General features: G+C 49.8%; 21 protein-coding genes. All 21 read right to left on the bottom strand.

Going from position 1 to position 16,977, the window contains the following annotated elements; genetic code table 11:
* On the bottom strand, positions 1-833 hold an 833-nt coding region (locus tag ACH2EM_RS09355; RefSeq protein ID WP_395152271.1), incomplete at its 3' end, for a terminase large subunit domain-containing protein.
* Positions 834-955: 122 nt separating this feature from the next.
* Positions 956-1,141, bottom strand: coding sequence for a DUF5049 domain-containing protein (locus ACH2EM_RS09360; RefSeq protein ID WP_395152169.1), 186 nt, complete (start codon positions 1,139-1,141; stop codon positions 956-958).
* A complete protein-coding gene (locus ACH2EM_RS09365) occupies positions 1,134-1,367 on the bottom strand; it encodes a DUF4314 domain-containing protein (RefSeq protein ID WP_395152171.1) in 234 nt (77 codons plus the stop codon). Before ACH2EM_RS09365 ends, ACH2EM_RS09360 begins: the two co-directional genes overlap by 8 nt.
* Positions 1,358-2,041 carry a virulence protein gene (locus ACH2EM_RS09370; RefSeq protein WP_395152173.1) on the bottom strand — a complete coding sequence of 228 codons (684 nt, stop codon included), beginning with the start codon at positions 2,039-2,041 and terminating at the stop codon, positions 1,358-1,360. The genes ACH2EM_RS09365 and ACH2EM_RS09370 overlap by 10 nt, the downstream gene beginning before the upstream one ends.
* A gap of 96 nt (positions 2,042-2,137) precedes the next feature.
* Positions 2,138-4,228, bottom strand: a complete 2,091-nt coding sequence (locus ACH2EM_RS09375) for a DNA cytosine methyltransferase (RefSeq protein WP_395152175.1) — start codon at positions 4,226-4,228, stop codon at positions 2,138-2,140.
* 26 nt (positions 4,229-4,254) lie between these two features.
* Positions 4,255-5,478, bottom strand: a complete 1,224-nt coding sequence (locus tag ACH2EM_RS09380) for a site-specific DNA-methyltransferase (RefSeq protein ID WP_395152177.1) — start codon at positions 5,476-5,478, stop codon at positions 4,255-4,257.
* Positions 5,478-6,260 carry an S-adenosylmethionine synthetase N-terminal domain-containing protein gene (locus ACH2EM_RS09385; protein WP_395152179.1) on the bottom strand — a complete coding sequence of 261 codons (783 nt, stop codon included), beginning with the start codon at positions 6,258-6,260 and terminating at the stop codon, positions 5,478-5,480. The genes ACH2EM_RS09380 and ACH2EM_RS09385 overlap by 1 nt, the downstream gene beginning before the upstream one ends.
* Positions 6,261-6,263: 3 nt before the next feature.
* Positions 6,264-6,806 (bottom strand): P27 family phage terminase small subunit, encoded by a 543-nt coding sequence (locus tag ACH2EM_RS09390; protein WP_395152181.1) that lies wholly within the window; start codon positions 6,804-6,806, stop codon positions 6,264-6,266.
* Between the two features lie 119 nt (positions 6,807-6,925).
* Positions 6,926-7,285, bottom strand: coding sequence for an HNH endonuclease (locus ACH2EM_RS09395; RefSeq protein ID WP_395152183.1), 360 nt, complete (start codon positions 7,283-7,285; stop codon positions 6,926-6,928).
* Positions 7,286-7,404: 119 nt separating this feature from the next.
* Positions 7,405-7,830 (bottom strand): hypothetical protein, encoded by a 426-nt coding sequence (locus ACH2EM_RS09400; protein ID WP_395152185.1) that lies wholly within the window; start codon positions 7,828-7,830, stop codon positions 7,405-7,407.
* On the bottom strand, positions 7,827-8,057 hold the full coding sequence (locus ACH2EM_RS09405) for a hypothetical protein (protein WP_395152187.1): 231 nt from the start codon (positions 8,055-8,057) through the stop codon (positions 7,827-7,829). The genes ACH2EM_RS09400 and ACH2EM_RS09405 overlap by 4 nt, the downstream gene beginning before the upstream one ends.
* A gap of 59 nt (positions 8,058-8,116) precedes the next feature.
* Positions 8,117-9,481: a DEAD/DEAH box helicase gene (locus ACH2EM_RS09410; protein WP_395152189.1), complete on the bottom strand. Its 1,365-nt coding sequence runs from the start codon at positions 9,479-9,481 to the stop codon at positions 8,117-8,119.
* The gene (locus tag ACH2EM_RS09415) at positions 9,462-9,743 is read right to left on the bottom strand and encodes a VRR-NUC domain-containing protein (RefSeq protein ID WP_395152191.1); all 282 of its coding nucleotides are present in this window, start codon (positions 9,741-9,743) and stop codon (positions 9,462-9,464) included. The genes ACH2EM_RS09410 and ACH2EM_RS09415 overlap by 20 nt, the downstream gene beginning before the upstream one ends.
* A gap of 135 nt (positions 9,744-9,878) precedes the next feature.
* Positions 9,879-12,146: a phage/plasmid primase, P4 family gene (locus tag ACH2EM_RS09420; protein ID WP_395152193.1), complete on the bottom strand. Its 2,268-nt coding sequence runs from the start codon at positions 12,144-12,146 to the stop codon at positions 9,879-9,881.
* Between the two features lie 3 nt (positions 12,147-12,149).
* Positions 12,150-12,569 carry a hypothetical protein gene (locus tag ACH2EM_RS09425; protein WP_395152195.1) on the bottom strand — a complete coding sequence of 140 codons (420 nt, stop codon included), beginning with the start codon at positions 12,567-12,569 and terminating at the stop codon, positions 12,150-12,152.
* A gap of 13 nt (positions 12,570-12,582) precedes the next feature.
* Positions 12,583-14,523 carry a DNA polymerase gene (locus tag ACH2EM_RS09430; protein ID WP_395152273.1) on the bottom strand — a complete coding sequence of 647 codons (1,941 nt, stop codon included), beginning with the start codon at positions 14,521-14,523 and terminating at the stop codon, positions 12,583-12,585.
* Positions 14,524-14,589: 66 nt separating this feature from the next.
* A complete protein-coding gene (locus tag ACH2EM_RS09435; RefSeq protein ID WP_395152197.1) occupies positions 14,590-14,778 on the bottom strand; it encodes a hypothetical protein in 189 nt (62 codons plus the stop codon).
* 20 nt (positions 14,779-14,798) lie between these two features.
* Positions 14,799-15,374 carry a DUF2815 family protein gene (locus ACH2EM_RS09440; protein ID WP_395152199.1) on the bottom strand — a complete coding sequence of 192 codons (576 nt, stop codon included), beginning with the start codon at positions 15,372-15,374 and terminating at the stop codon, positions 14,799-14,801.
* Position 15,375: 1 nt separating this feature from the next.
* Entirely contained in the window at positions 15,376-16,506 is a 1,131-nt protein-coding gene (locus ACH2EM_RS09445; protein ID WP_395152201.1) for a DUF2800 domain-containing protein, read from the bottom strand.
* Complete coding sequence (locus ACH2EM_RS09450) at positions 16,496-16,804, bottom strand: DNA ligase (RefSeq protein ID WP_395152203.1); 309 nt, start codon at positions 16,802-16,804, stop codon at positions 16,496-16,498. The genes ACH2EM_RS09445 and ACH2EM_RS09450 overlap by 11 nt, the downstream gene beginning before the upstream one ends.
* Complete coding sequence (locus tag ACH2EM_RS09455) at positions 16,740-16,949, bottom strand: hypothetical protein (protein ID WP_395152205.1); 210 nt, start codon at positions 16,947-16,949, stop codon at positions 16,740-16,742. Before ACH2EM_RS09455 ends, ACH2EM_RS09450 begins: the two co-directional genes overlap by 65 nt.
* Positions 16,950-16,977: the final 28 nt, after the last annotated feature.

A 16,977-nucleotide genomic window follows, 5' to 3' on the forward strand; every position in this document is an offset into this window, starting at 1 on the left:
GACTCACAAGCATCACGCACCTTGTCGATTGCAACGGTAATGCCCAGGGATGGATTTGCTTTCTTCCAGGTGGATGGGTCCGTCCAATCGTCACCCTCATCTGCACCATAGATAACGGGATAAAAGGTGTGGTCGATTTTCCTGCCCTCGATGATATCCTTGGCTTTCTGGTGAATCTCATAGCAGATGGATTTGGTATCGTTGCCCGCAGTCGTAATAAGGAAGTAAAGTGGTTGCGTACGGGCATCACCGGAACCTTTGGTCATAACATCAAACAGCTTTCGGTTCGGCTGTGTGTGCAACTCATCAAAAACTACTCCGTGGGTGTTAAAGCCGTGCTTGTTGCCAACATCTGCGGAAAGTACCTGGTAGATACTGCCGGTCGGCAAGTAGATAAGACGCTTTTGTGAATCGAGGATTTTGACCCTCTTGGCAAGAGCCGGACACATACGCACCATATCTGCGGCAACATTGAAAACGATGGATGCCTGCTGTCGGTCAGCAGCACAGCCATAAACCTCGGCACGTTCTTCCCCATCACCGCAGGTCAGTAAAAGTGCAACGGCAGCAGCAAGTTCCGATTTGCCTTGTTTTTTTGGGATTTCGATGTATGCGGTATTGAACTGGCGGTACCCGTTTGGCTTGAGTGTTCCGAAAATGTCTCGGATAATCTGCTCCTGCCAGTCGATTAGTTCAAAGGGCTTTCTTGCCCAGGTGCCTTTGGTGTGACAAAGGCATTCAATGAACCCCACCGCATAGTCCGCTGCGTCCTTATCGTAGTAAGAACCTTTCGCCATGAACTTAGTCGGTTTATACTTTTTCAGCTTTCTTATATGCGGTCACCTCCTCAAAAAGGGTATAAAAAATAGCCGTCACCGTAATCGGTGCGACCGTTATATACGAGGAACAGAGCCTCTCGGCTCAGTTCCAGGACTATTTAATCAGTGTGGGAATTTTATGTAGGTATAACCTCTCCCGTAAGGATGAAATGTACATATTCGGAGCGGTGTTCTTCCAAGTAAACCACCAATTCATAGAACTGCATCTCGCTTGCGATGTACTGAACCATCGGAATGTCAAACATATTAGTGCATCCGGTTTTGCGGATGGTAAGGATCTGATTTTTGATTTTTTCACTCATTGCCATCTGCCACCTTTCGACAAATATCAACACCGTAGACTATGTTCAAACCGCAGCCGTTATCCCAGGAAACCAGAATGCTGCCAGTGTCATCCACACCGCAAACAGTACCTTTTGTCCCGATGGGCGGTGCCTGGAAGTCATCCATCTGCACCAGTTCCACGCGGGTGCCCCTCGGAAAGCGTTCACGAAGAGTTTTTAAGGCTTCTTTCGATATCATTCGCATACTGCCGCCTCCTTCTTTTGACCGCTTCTGAAGGCAGAACTGCCCTCCAGGTTGCGGAGAAGAATTTTGCGAGTTTCCTTATACTCGTTGCCGATGAAGCCAAGGCGCAGAAGGAAGCAGCGGAATGCGTATTTTTCGTTGTCGACTTCCTTTTCCTTTACGCTGACACGCTTCTGGTTGCGGGCCATTTCACATAGCTTGCAGATGAATGAATTATAAGCATGAAGTTCTTCCGGGGTAGGCTTGCCTGTGAACCAAGAAAATGAAACCTTTGTGTCGCTTACCTCAATGGGAAGTTCTTCTGCACCGAGTGCCTTTTTGATAAGACTACCCTTGGCAGCAACGATTAATTTGAGGTTTTCCAGGCTGCTGTCGGTAAAAAGACTGCGAGGCATGGAAATGCAGACACCGCTGATTTCTTCTGGCTCATCCTTGATGTGTCTCTGGTCGATGTCAAAACCTTCATCGTAAATATGCTGCAGGAGTCTTTCAACAACCTCGCTGTCGGCACGGTCATCAAAGGTAAGACTTCCATTCTTTTCGATGGTGAAGTAATCCACCTGGTAGGCGCAGGAAGGAACTCTGAGGTACTTGGCATCGCAGCCGAGCCATTTGGAAATGGTTTGTACCAAGCGCTTGCGTTCAGCGCCGGTTGCGTTGATTGTAATCGTCATGTGCATGACCTCCTTGTTTTTGGTATGCACATATTACCTCTGAAAAGCGATTATATCCAGTCATTTCGATACATTTACAGTAGAATATGTGCCGATTTATTCGCTCCCAGATTGTGTATAGTACACGATGCCAGAAAGGACGAAAACCACGCAAGGGAGTGCTACACCGTTGCCCCACATCTTATATTCGGCGGCATCGGAATGTGGATTGTACAGCCATTTTGCAATCTGTTTCAGCGTTTTGGGCTTAGTAGAGTTTCCGACAATTTTGCGGTGAGTTTCAAACACATCGTACCAATAGCGGAGGTCATCCATCGTAGGTTCTTCCGTGCCGAGGTTATCGCACCACCAGTCTGGGAAACCTTGCAGTCTTGCACACTCGGTGGGTGTCAGCCTGCGGACGGTATATCCGCTTTGAACTGCACCGGGGCCTTTGGCAACCATCGTAGGCTGTACTTCTTCAGAGAAGCACGGAGAGAACTTTGCGTTCTTACCTTGGTTGAAAGTATCCCTACCGATGCCGTAGCAAACAGCAGTAGGGTCTTTATAATCCCTGGCAAGAACCGTGGGAGCCTTATCCTCAGCAACTTGGGCGAAGCTGCCAGTAGTCATGGTATAAACGGCATGGCGGTCAACCGTATTGAGGGTGAAACTAACATCTTCATTTATGCCGTCACCTTGGGGACCGTTCTTTTCGTTTCTGCCAATCATAGAGCCTTGGATTGCATAGCTTTCCACTACGGCAATGCCGCCTTGATTACATCCGGGATTGCCACCATTTCCATCAAGGGTGCGCGATGTATCTGCTTTATAGATACCGCTGTGGGGATTGTCGGACTTCCTGGAGTTACTGTCCTTTGAGCAAATACCATAAGCCTCGCTCACATAGTTGAAGTGGTTTTTATCTGGCATACACTGATTGCAACCAGTATTGTGCGCCGTAGGTGTGGGAGCGACCTTCTGACCATCCCAATTACAAGGCTCAAATAAAGTCTGGTCATTGTTGCAGGAAAGCGTAGCAGACTTGTTTTCCTGGATAAGTGCGCCTTTGCCTCCACCCTCGCAACCGGAACGAATCTTCATAACGAGAGGTACATTGTTTCCGCCTGTTCCCATGCGGGAAGTGAGAGTCTGTACCTTGCCGTCATCGGCAATTTTCACACGGCTGTCGGTCGGATGGTTTTCAATGGCAACAGCGGCAGGGATACTACCGGCACGAAGTGTGGGAGAGATTTCTTCCTCGTATCCGATACTGCGACTCTGGGCGGAATGTTCTGTACAGAAGCCTGCAGATTCCAGAACGCAAGGTGGATGATGTGCCTCTGCACGCAGTGTAGCGGTAATCTCATCGGTGATATCCATACGATTGCCGCCCTGGTCATTGAGTACAACGCCATTTCTACCGGTACTCATACCGCAGTTCACTCCGAGGGTCGAGGAAATATCCCCCGTCAGTTCTCCGTTGTATCCGTCAAAGCCTGTTGCTCCAAGGCGATTCTCAACACAGCAGGCAGTTCTTTGCCACGTGCGAAAGCCCTGCGCAGAATACCCTGACAAGCCTTCGGACTTAAAAAGTATGTCGAAGGCACGCCTGCCTGTAAAATCTGCGACAAGGTAGATGCGTTTTCTTCGTTGGGGGACTCCCCAGTATTGAGCGTCAAGAACTCGGTAAGCAACGCTCCATTTGTCTCCCATGTAGCAGTCAGCATAGGGCCATCGGTTTTTCTCAGGCATAGGCACCTGGATGTCCGGCTCTGTGATGCCGATGATTGCTTCGAGGACTGCTTTGAAGTCTTCGCCACTGTTTGAGGAGAAAGCGCCGGGGACATTCTCCCAGACACAGTATCGTGGATATTTGCCATTAGTGGCACACCTCATTTCCTTAATAATTCGGATGGCTTGATAAAATAGGACAGATTGCCGCCCATCCAATCCGGCCCGTTTGCCTGCCACCGACATATCCGTGCAAGGTGAGCCAAAAGTGATAATATCAACAGGTTCAATCTTCCCTCCATCCATTTGGGAGATATCACCGTAATGTTTCATAAAGGGTAGACGCTTGGTGGTGACGCGAATAGGAAAAGGCTCGATCTCCGATGCCCACACAGGGGTCACACCGGAAATCAAGCCTCCTAAAGGAAAGCCGCCGGAACCGTCAAACAGACTGCCCAGGGTTAAATTGTTCATTTCGTACCTCCATTTCGGAATAGCGGTTATGCCAATTCGGAGTATTTGTAGGTTAAACCATCACGCTGAACAGAAACACCATCGGAACTGCCAACCTGCTCGATGTAGCGTTTTACGATAACATCGCAGAATTTTTCGTCCAATTCAATGGTGTGGCAGATACGCTCGGACTGCTCACAGGCGATGAGCGTAGAGCCGGAACCGCCGAATGGGTCAAGCACCACAGCGTTACTCATGGATGAGTTCATAATGGGATACGCAAGCAGAGGGATGGGTTTCATCGTAGGATGATCACCATTCTTTTTCGGTTTGTCAAACTCCCATATGGTTGTTTCCTTGCGTCCGGTGTACCACTGGTGCTTACCGTTTTTCTTCCAACCGTAGAGACAAGGTTCATGCTGCCACTGGTAAGGAGAACGACCCAGCACAAGGGACTGCTTCTTCCAAATGCAACAGCCAGACAAATAAAAACCCGCATCGGCAAAAGCCCTGCGGAAGTTCAAACCCTCAGTATCTGCGTGGAACACATAGATGGAAGCGTCATCTGCCATTGCGGAGTGCATCTGCGTGTATGCCGCCAACAGGAAGTTATAAAAGGCTTCATCAGCCATGTTGTCATTCTTGATTTTTCCTGCACTGCCTTCGTAGTTGACATTGTACGGAGGGTCGGTAACCACAAGATTTGCTTTGACCCCGTTCATCAAGATCTCAAAAGTTTCAGTCTTGGTGCTGTCACCGCAGACCAGGCGGTGGCGGCCTAGGGTCCACACATCACCGAGTTTGGTGATGGTGGGATTCTTTAGTTCAGCCTCTACATCGAAATCGTCATCCTTAATGCCATCTTTAATGGTGTCCTTGAACAGAGCGTCAATTTCGGCAGGCTCAAAGCCGGTAAGAGATACATCAAAATCCTCGCCCTGCAAATCGGCAATGAGTAGAGCCAGTTTATCCGTATCCCAATCACCGCTGATTTTGTTGAGGGCAACATTCAGAGCCTTTTCCTTGGACTCATCCATTTCCACCACAACACATTCTACTTCGGTGATGCCTATATCGATGAGAACCTTCAGACGCTGATGGCCGCCCACAACCCTGCCCGTGGTCTTATTCCAGATAACAGGTTCTACATAGCCGAACTGCTCAATGGAGCGTTTCAGCTTCTCATATTCCGTATCACCGGGTTTTAAGTCTTTACGAGGATTATAGTCAGCGGGAAGTAAATCGGCCGTGTTCTTTCTTTCAACTACCATTAGTACAACCCCCATTCAGCGAATTTTTCAAAGCCACCGATGGAGTCAATATATTCCCTGGCAATGGCAACAACCTGCGCATAAGGAATATCATCAATGACTTCATCGCCGATGGCGCAGCACAGTTCCACAGGGAAACCGCACTCTTGAGCCTTGAGGAAGGCATAAATATTGACAGAAACATCAGCCTTGGAGAGGTCTTTGCCGTGTAAGCCCCCGCCGGTTACGGAGTCAGCCATATCACTGCCAAGTTTACGGTTGGTCGCACCAGTGTCCACATCTGTGCCACCCGTCCAGTCACCAAGAGGATTGACCTCGGAACCTGCGTAGCGTTCCTTGAGTTCTGCCGCGGGAGCATTGCTCTGGCAGATGATGAGACGGTTGCCATCCTTGATGTACTTGCCGTCATAGGGATAGTCGGCATAAATCTCACGGGCAATTCTGGCGAGTTCTTTCTGTTCACCCGTCAGAGGTATCCCCTTGAAGATACCGTTGTCACCACAGCGAATACCGTCTGCCTGGTTCTCAGTCAAATGAGCATCCTGGGGAATAATGACAATGTCGGTGTCTAGCTTTCCAGCAATGCGATGCACCGCATCAATGATGTCTGCTTTGCAAAGAGTAGCAGTTGTTTCAACGATAATGTGGCACACACCGTGGCCGATGAGAACTTCCGCAGCCACTTTGGGGTTTGTATCAATTGCATAAGCCAGGTCTACCACGGCTCCGGCAATTCTGTCCGCCACCTTATCCGGGTGGCATGGATTTACTTTTTCAATCATAAGTTAGCTTCCTTTCCTTGCACGAAGCAATCTTTCCATCACATCATCCTGGGGATTTGCACCGCTGTATTCTCCAGTGCAGTTCTCACGGATGATTTGGTAAATTTCAGACCACAGACGGTTCGCCTGGGTCATGTACTTATCTGCAATCGCAACATAGGGAGATTGGATAGCAGCACCAGTGGTAGGATGCTTTGCCAAAAAGCCGAGTTCGCTTGTAACGGACTCACACTGAATCCATCTGGCACTTGCCATCGCATAACGCTCGATAAGTTGCGGTGATATAATTGCGGCACATCCTCGCTCGGAGAGCCACCGCCATGTGTTTTCATAAATTTCTGCGGCACAGAGTGTAGAACCGTCTTTCTGCTTTGCGGACAAATAATCCGAAGGCTTCGGCATCGCTTGACCTTCCAAATCGGCCACGCTGTCTTTAAAGTTAATGACAGTTAGTGGTCTTTTGCCTGGATTGCCATCCGAAATCTTATCCGCCAGTGGCTTTTTCGGCCTGCCACCCGTACCGGGTTTAGGTCCTCGTTGGCCCATTTTTTACACCTCAAATCGGTCTGGGGGTATTCCCCTAAAAACTTTTGCGAATTTGCACACGCGACCCCGGCACCGTTACCCAGGCATAAGGTCACAGAGATTCGACCCGCCCCTACGGGTCAGTGGTTATGCCACCTATCACCACGCTCCGCATGGATTTTGCTGTGACAGGACTTGCACAAGGCTATGAGGTTGTCCCTTGCATGAGTTCCACCCTCAGACAGCGGTGTCTTGTGGTGTATCTCTTCGGTGGGAACGAGCCTGCCTTCCTGTTGGCACAACTCACAGAGAGGATGCTGTGCTGCATAGCTGTCGCGGATGCGTTTCCAGGCGCGTCCGTATCTACGGCGTACAGCATGGTTTCTGTCATACTTCTCGTAGCGTTTGGCTTCTTGCTTTGTGTGTTCCTCACAGAACCTTCCGTCAGTCAGCTTGGGGCATCCGGGGTGGGAACACGGTCGTTTAGGTTTTCTTGGCATTGAAGCACCTCCTTTTGGGTATAAGAAAAGCCCCACAGGATTTCTCCTGCGAGGCCACTTCCCTATTCTCTTTCGCCATTGTAATGATACCACTAATGCATAGTGTGAAATAGTGCCATTTACTGCACGGAGAAATATTTTTCAGGAATTTTTATTGCAGCAAGCGCTTCATCATGCAACTTATACAGGTGGCGCATCTTGTAACCTAAATCCACGGCAATTTCAGGCCAGGACTTATCACTGATATAACGCTTCTCCAAAATAAGCTGATACTCGATGCATTCTACAGCTTTAATGGTGGTGATGATTTCTGCCTTCAATTCCACAAGCCGTTCCATGTCCTTGGCAATTTCGTTCTCAAGGTCGATGATTTTGAGAACGGCATCAGCTATACGGGACCCGCCACAGTTAGGGCTTCTGGGCATCCCCGTCAATGTGGCGGAGCAGTCGGTAGCAAGGTCATTCAGCGAAGCAATCTGCTCTTGCTTACTACGGATACGCTGATCCAGACGGTATGCCTGGCAGAGATACTCCTTTGCGGTCATGCAGTCACCTCCTTACAAACCATAGCACGGATACGGTTCTTGAGATATTCGCCGTCAAGGTCGGTGAGCATTTCGCACCAACCGGAACGAAAGAAACCCTCCAAAGATTTAACTTCATCGGTATATTCCGTCTTGTCCGGGTGGGTATAATGACATTTCAAAGCCGTCTTGTAGTCTCTTACAGCGGTTTCGATAATTGCGTTGGCTAATGCTTGGTAAGGGTTCATATTCGTACCTCCGTATTCTGTGATTTCTCGGATTGGCACGGATTGTCAAGTAGATTGTCTCAGATTTTCAAATCGGCTTTAACCGCATCGATAAGGGCATTCTGTGTACGCTCCTTAGTATGTAAAGCCTTCATAATACGCTCGTCAATGGTGTCCTTGGTGATAATATGCTGAACCACCACAGTTTTTGAGGTCTGCCCCTGTCGCCATAAACGAGCCACGGTCTGCTGGTAGAGTTCCAGACTCCAGGTAAGGCCGAACCATACGAGGGTGGAACCACCGGACTGAAGGTTGAGTCCGTGACCGGCAGAAGCGGGATGAATCAAAGCCACAGGGATTTCCCCGTTATTCCATCTGCGGATACTGTCGGAGGTGTCCAACTTGGAATAAAGAATATGGCACTTTTTCAACCTGTCGGTAATACGGTCAAGGTCATGCTTAAACCAGTAAGCCACAAGGATGGGATTGCCGTTTGCGGATTCGATAATGTCCTCTAGAGCATCCAACTTTCTGTCATGGATGTTATGGACATCACCGTCATCGTCATAAATGGCTCCGTTTGCAAGCTGACTCAGCTTACCGGAAAGGGATGCAGCGTTGGCAGCTGTGATTTCACCCTCCGGAATATTCAGCACCAACTCACGCTTCATATCTTCATAATCGGCCTGCTCGGAATCGGAAAGGCGCACGGTGTATTCGCTGTTTATCAGTTCCGGCATCTGCAGGTGGTCGGTGGACTTCATGGAAATGGTGATGTCACCAATTTTCTTGTAGATGGCATCCTCTGCATACGGCAGCGGTTTGTAGGAGTAGATGATTTGTCCGTTGCGCTTGTCCGGCATAAAGTAGTTATTGCGATATTGGGTAATGAATCTGCCAAGGCGCTGCCCCATATCAAGCAGACGGAACTCCGCCCACAAATCCATTAAGCCATTGGAGGCAGGAGTGCCAGTAAGTCCTACGATGCGTTTAACATAGGGTCTGACTTTCATAAGAGCCTTGAAGCGTTTTGTGCTGTGGTTTTTAAAAGAAGACAGTTCATCGATGACCACCATATCGTAGTCAAACTTGATGCCACTTTCCTCAATGAGCCATTGGATGTTCTCACGGTTGATGATGTAGATATCAGCAGGACGCATGAGTGCCGCTTTTCGTTCTACTTCGGTGCCCACAGCCACGGAACAGATGAGACTCTGTAGGTGATCCCATTTATTAACTTCAGCCGTCCATGTGTCCCGTGCTACACGCAGCGGTGCAACGACAAGGACTTTATGGACCTCGAAGCTGTCAAACAGGAGATTGAAGATTGCCGTCAAGGTGATGCTCGTTTTGCCAAGGCCCATATCAAGCAGGACTGCGGCAATGGTGTGGGTTTCAATATAGTTCACAGCAAATTGCTGATAATCATGCGGTTTGTATCTCATCAAGGATGTCTCCAATCTGCGACTCATCATCCAGTACATAAACCGGGAAACCGAGTCTGCGTAATAACTTGTGCCTTGAAAGCTGAAGCGGGCGGGGCTTTTCTCCGGGAGCCTTTACTTCCACAAAGGCAAAATGGCAACCCGGCAGAAGAACAATCCGGTCGGGCATCCCATCATATCCGGGAGACACGAACTTCGGACAGATGCCGCCCTGCTTTTTTACCATCCGCACTAATTTTTGCTCGATTGCTTTTTCTCTCATAATGATTTCTCCATTCCAGCTGAGTGCAAGGTGTATCAATGTCTTTTACTAAACTTTTTCTTATGTAATTTTTTTGTTTTTTTACCCTAAGAAAACTTTTATATATGACCTTGATACACCTTGTCATTGCCACGGTTAGTTCAGAAAATCCTCGTCCTCGGACTTAAGGCAGAGGCCTTTAAAGTAACGCTTGCGGTTCACCACTAAGCGCTCGAAACCTGCGTTCTCCAGTGCCAGATAGAAGTCAGCGGTGTTACGCACATACTCGTTGCAGTCCAGGCAGTAGTTGCGGTATGCCTGATACAACGCACTGGAACTTTCCTTCAGGCCGTCACCAACATCGCATTTTTCTGCCAGGAAGTTTCCGAACCAGTCATTCTGATTGCGATAGTCGTCAATGGCTTTCTGCACGATAGCGGGAACGGCAAATTTGTATTCCAGGTCAATGACCTTTTTGGCACCCTCGATAATCCAGGCAAGAATGCTCTCCCCCGCATTTTGGTAAAGATAATCGCCGTAGTTCTTAATATCGCTCTTGCCCTCAATCTTGGCATTGAACGGAATTACAATGAGTCGACGCCAGGTACCATCGTCGGATGCACTGACTTTCGGCAGATGATTTGTATACAGCACCAAGCTGTGACTTGGAGAGAAACTGAAGGGGTCTTTGTACTTCTTTTCCGCAAAAATATCATCCACGGAGCAGAGCTGCTTGACCGTGGAATCGTTCAAACGAGCGCCTTCCTGCATCTCGGCGGCAATGAGCAGACGCTTGCCTTTAACCTCGGCCATTTCCGGCTTCACATTGCGGCGGCATCCAAAAGTGAGGGTATCGGCAGAGATATTGCCGCTGTACAGCCCCAAGACACGGGACACAGAGTTCCAGAAGGTGGACTTACCGTTTCGTCCGCAACCATATGCAATGATGAGGGCTTCCACCTCCACCTTACCGACAGCAGCAAGGCCGCAGATCATCTGTACATAGTCGATGAGTTCCTGGTCACCGCAGAAAAGCGTATCCAGGCAGTCGAGCCAGATTTGCTTGCCACGATTTCCGGGTGATACAGTGGTAGTTTTGGTGATAAAGTCCTCCGGCGAATGCTCCCTGGCACCTGCTAACCCTAAGCGAAGATCATAGGTAGCATCTGGGGTGCAAAGCAAGTACGGGTTAGCGTCCAAATCCTGGGGCGTTATTTCCAGCATTGGCCGGGACTCCTTCAGTGTGGCAGTAATGTTCTTGGATGCACGGCGCTGAATTACAAAGGACTGGTATGCCTTGGCGGCAAGGAATGCTTGGTATGTCTCCATCTGCTCCTCGTTCATCATGCCTTCGGCCTTGGCCTTACTGTTGCTATCTAAAAGGTCCTTGGCACCGCAAGTCTTGAGGGCGGAAAGAGCCTCTATCATATCCCTGGATGCCTCTCTCAACTGACGACGAGTCAGTTCATGGGCAACAGCCTGTGAACCAGGTTCGGTTTCCTGCCAGTACCGACCGTTGTAACGGATGTAGTGGGTAGCTGGAGAATAGCGCAATTCCCCGGAGAAGTACTTTGCCAGAACTTCAGCTTGTCCCACATCGGAGAAATCCTCCGGTTTATAAGAGTTGCCATCGTTATACACTTCCGGTGGGATATAGTCGTCCTGCTGCTGAACTTTGGCATAGAATCTTTGGGCGCTGTGCCAGATAGTCATGAGTTCCTGTTGTTCCAGAGGTGGAGAGCATTTGTCTGCTTCTTCCATGAAGCATTTGAAGGCAGTGTCATTGTCCCCGTACTTTTTGATGACGCGACCGGCAAATCGGGACATGGTGGCATTGCGGCTGCCTTGGGGAATCACCTGGTTTCCGCCGTGCGAACCGGCACTCATATTCGCATCAAAGTCTTCTGCAGACAGATATTCGCTCAAGGTCATCTCGCTGGGGAAAATCTCCACCTGGGGGTTCGATGTACCGAAGAAAAACCGGGCAGCATCCAAAGCCTTGGTGTCGAAATACGGAAAGATGGTATTTACCAGCTTTTTCATTTCGCTGTATGCTGTGGGATCGGTCATGTGCTCGATGGGAAATAGCACATGGAATTTAGGGCGAGCGGCTTTGCCGTTCTTCTCGCGCATATGGAAACGACTGTAATGTACGGCAAAGGTAATGCCGGGAAACGCAAACTGGACATCCGTTGGAGTAACCCAATCCTCTGGATTCTCGGAGTGATCATTGTCACAGTCCACAGGCAGGCAGTCTGAACCGAGGAAATTATCCCCACTGCGGTAATTGTTCTGATATTCCGCACAGACATAGTCGCGGCTGACAGCGGAAGCAAAATCTGCTGTGTCCATTACTGCTATTTTATGTGGATAGGAACAGTTGCCAGGTGCATTGATAAAATCGGCACTGTAAAGGGTAAACATGATTTATACCTCCTCGCAATAATCGGTGAAGTACCGCAAGCGGTAGTTTTTCCACTTGGCTCTGCAAATTTCAGATTCCATACCAGGTGAGATGTGGTCACCAAAAACCCAAACCTCACTGCACTTGCTCATCAGTGCGTTGCCAAATAATAGGCCCAGCTGGCGCTCTCTGGGATTGCGGTCATTAAGAAACTGTGGGAACAGCAGATGCGGTGCGATGGGTATGTAGCCCTGGTCTACAGCAAATCGGCTGTAAATCTGTGCCGCAGCTACATTCTTTTCCACATCTCCGGAATAGGGAGAGCAGATATACACCATTGGACGGAAGGCGGATCGTGCCCGTTCTTCCTTCTCTATGGCGGTCATTGCCTCATAAGCGGTGGGGTCGTAATACCCTTCGCTGTTAAATTTGTTGATACTCATGGAATTTACCTCGTTAGTCTTTCTTGTAGAAATCAGTCTCATAGCCATCGGCACGAAGCTGCAAGCCTTTTGCCCAAGGCGGGGTTCTGCCCATCTGATCGCAGATCGCCTGCAAGGACATCGTGCGGTCAGCTTCAATGACCACTTCATCGTGGATGTGCATCACGATGGAACAGCAGCGAAGTGTCTGCATCACATAGCAGAGGATGTCCCTTGCTGTTGCCTGCACGATGTTTTCCACAAACTTGGGTCCGTAGCTGTCAATCCGCTCCCACTTTTTCGTACTGCCGACACCCTCATAGGTGATGCAGTCACCGCCAAATTTATTGGTGCCGATTTTAGGCTTTACATAGGCAAGCTGTCTACCGGATGGGAGTGTAATAAACAGCATTCCGCTTTTGCAGCAGAAGGTGATGCCGTGTGTCTTATTGGTGTGTTTGAAGCGGACAGCCTCCATAACGGCACGGTCAACATCCCACCACAGCTTTGTGATGTTGGGGTTAGCTTGTCTCCAGGCATCCACCAGGGACGGCAGTTCCCCTTCGGTCAGCCCCATCTCCAAAGCACCCATTGCTTTCAATGCGCCGATTGATCCGCCATAACCCAATGCCAATTCTGCGATTTTGCCTTTCTGGCGGAGGTGTCCGTTGACACCGTGCTTTTCCACCGGAACTCCAAACATCTGGGAAGCAGAGGCACAGTAGATGTCCTTGCCCTCTGCAAAAACCTTTTGTCGCCATTTCTCTCCAGCAAGCCAAGCAATAACACGGGCTTCGATAGCCGAGAAGTCAGCAACGATAAGTTTGCGGTTATCCTGGGGAACGAATGCTGTACGGATAAGCTGTGACAGGGTGTCCGGAACATCCTCATAGAGCATTTTCAAGGCATCAAAGTCACCACAACGGACAAGACCACGGGCTTCAGCAAGGTCTGGAAGATGGTTCTGTGGAAGATTTTGCATTTGGATAATTCTCCCCGCCGCCCGCCCTGTACGATTGGCACCGTAGAACTGAAACATCCCTCTGGCTCTGCCGTCAGCACAGACGGCTGTCTCCATGGCTTGGTACTTTTTCACCGAGGATTTGGCAAGCTGCTGGCGGAGGGTCAGTACGGTTTGTAATTCTGGAGGTGCAGTCTTCAGCATTTCAGCCACAGCCTTTTTGCCGAGAGTATCGGTTTCTATGCCATTGAGGGACAGCCATCCCTTCATCTGCTGCACGGAATTTGGATTTTCCAATGCGGTCAGTTCCTTCATTGCTTGTGTCAGTTCCGAGCGGGAGCGCCCGTCCATCTGAATGGCCTGTCGCACCAGTTCCATATCCAAGGCAACACCACGGTCATTGATTTCTTGATCCATGTGGTATTCATTCCACACGCTATCCGGCACAGGATATTTGACAAGCCGAGCCTGGATGGACATCTCCGTTTCCACATCGCGGATATTGTACTTTTTGAAAGCTAGCCACTTTTCTGGGGCATGAGCCGGAAGGTTGCGAGTGCGCTGCCCATTGGCTTTGGTCGGTGTACATGGCTGACAGAAATACTTAATGAGGTCCTTGCCATCGGTCAGCTTCTGTTTTTCCAGACCAAGCACGGCTCCAACACCCTCCAGGGAGAGAGGAAGCCCCATCGTGGCAGCCCAGACCATAGAGCAGTGCCAGGATTTCGGGTCAAGATAATCCCCGGTAGAATACCCCAGATGTCGGGACAGGCAGATTCGTTCAAAGTTGGCATTGAAGGCCCATTTGATAACAGAATTGTCTGTTAAGGCAGATAAAACCTGGTCTGGAATCTCCTCGCCGCAGGCAAGGTCCACAAGCTGAACCGTGCCTCCGTCAATGCTGTAAGAAAATAAAAGAATTTGAAATACGGGAGACTCCACATAGCGGTATACCCCGCACTTGGCGAGGTTCTGATCACTGTAAGTCTCGATATCGATTGAGAGTGTTTTCATAATCACCGGTCCTTTCTCCATACCCAATAGGGTGGCAGATTAGTCCGCCATCCTGGGATGAGATGCTTACTTGTTCAGCAAGCTCTCCATGCGCTTGTCATGGTATTCCTTGTCGCGTTCAGCCTGGGCCAGTTCGCGCTTTTCTCTCTTGCGGTAATAGAGGAAGGACTGGATGGAAGTTACCAGAAAGCTGATGCTAATGCACAGCCAGACAAACAGAAGTACGGTGAGGAGAATAGTCTGAATCATTTCCATAATGTTTTACCTCCTTTGGCTTAGTTCAAAAAATCATCGTCGGCATCGGTTGCAAAATCGGACTCAGCACTCGCCTTGCCACCCAAAGGTTCACCGGCACGGATCAGCTGAAGATTATTTAAGCCGCAGGCAATGCCTTTGTTGCCGTTGCTGTTGAACGCATAGAAGTTGATGCTGGCACGGCCGTACACGCCAGAGTATACCGCGGAGCGGGTTAGCACAGGATTACAGTCAGCATCAACGATGCCGGGTGCGGTAGCGGAGTTGGCGTTAACGAAATAAGCATTGGCGTAGGCGGAATCATCCGGGCGCTCCACATCACCATCGCGAAGAGGATTCTTTATGGCAGCGAGAGGAGGAACGGAACGACCGTTGCCTTTCAGCTTGGCCTGACCCTCTTGGTAGGCAGCTTCGATAGCCGCTTTGATTTTGGTCACCGTCTTGGTGTCTGACTTGGGAATGATGAGGCTGATACTGAACTTAGGAGTGCCACCGTTAATGGACTTTGGTTCCCATACGTTGGCATATGACCAACGAGTATCGGGACCGGTGATAACCTTCATAGGGTTGTTGACTCTGTTTGTGTTGTTAGACATATCAAAATTCCTCCATAAAATCATTTTTTGCGGTATTAATTGCCGGTCGCTTATCACTGTCCGGCACGAGCGTGGGTTTGCCTTGTGGCTTTTCAATATAAGGGGCAAGAAGTTCTTCAAAGCGGGATTTGCCAAGCAGTTTCTGCATGGCGGTCACACCGAGAAGCTTTTTCTCATAAGGGTCGAAGCCTGCGCTCTCAACGGTGGCGGCAACAACAGCTTCACTGGTGTACTTACGGTTAGAGCGACCCTCGACCAGCTTCCAGCCGGACCATTCCCTTCCGCTAACTGCCTGCTGGAGAGCGTATTCCTTGACATCGTTGGCCCAAGCGGTCAGTGCATCGACCTTGCCCAGGATGTCGGCAATCTCATCGTCCTCTAGGAGCGCAGGAGCTTCAAACTCATAACGAGCCATTTCCAGATTGGCGGCAGCGCGTTCTCTGCACTCGGCTTTTGCTTTGCAGAAGCGGCACCATTCGCCGCAGTGGAAATCGCCTTGACCCTCATAGGCCAACTTTGCCTTTTCGGAAAGATCTCCGTCAGCCCATTCAAGCAGAGCGTCTTTTTCGATAAGGTCTGTGCTGATGTTGCCTTTCCGAGGCTGGAAGATGGTCATACAGACCTGGTCGATGTCGTAGATACCATCAAAAATCTCCAAAGCCCCCAGTGCATAAAGTCTCATCTGTGGATTGCCTACTGCGGAGACTTCGACCCCTTTGCCGTGCTTGTAGTCCACGATGTTGAGAACGCCATCGGCAATGAGAATGCAGTCGGCTGTACCGAAACCATCCTGCACCCAGCGGGAAAAATCCACTCGCTGCTCGATCAAGACCACTGGGTCGGAGCAGGTCTGCTTTACAGACTCCAAGAGTTCCATCACATAGGCGGCATACTCTTGGGCACAGTCTTCCATCTCGGTGTCATACCAGGACAGGTTTTCGATGGGATCTTCGGTGGGTATCCCCAGAGCCTGCTTCAGCCGGGCTTCTGCTAATGTGTGAACATAAGTGCCCTCGGCGGCATATTCGCTACCCTTATCCTCGTAGGCTTCGCAGAGCCTTGCGGAGGGTGGGCAGTTCAGCCAGCGTTCGGAAGATGATGCCGAGAGCGTGGCGTGTGCTTTAGGTGGCATCCGTCAGTACCTCCGCATCATGAAGCAAGGCTTCGTAGTGGGCAGAATCGATGCCAGACAACTTGGATGCACCATACTTTTGCAGCAGATTTCGAATCTCTGCGGTGAAGCCCTGTCGGGACTTGTCCGCAAGAACGGCTCTGACCCGTTCCAGCGTCAGTGCGGGTTCGGCAGGGGCAACGACATCATCAGTCGTAGTGTTGGCCATCTCTGCCAGAGTGTTTGCCACTTCATTAATAGTGGCTGCGGCACTGCGCAGTTCCTTGATTGCCAGATCCAATTCGTTGATTTTCCCCATTGATAATGTCTCCTTCCTTGATTTGCTTCTGCTTGATGGCACGGCTGACTTTCTTTGCCAGGTTGGCGGATACGATGATGAAGTCCAGAAGGATATCAACCAATTCCTCTTCCGGTGTCATCACAGTTTTTTCGAATTCGTACATTCTTTTTCACCTCCTGTAAGACGCGGTC

The sequence above is a fragment of the uncultured Allofournierella sp. genome, assembly GCA_944382705.1.
Taxonomy (GTDB): domain Bacteria; phylum Bacillota; class Clostridia; order Oscillospirales; family Ruminococcaceae; genus Allofournierella.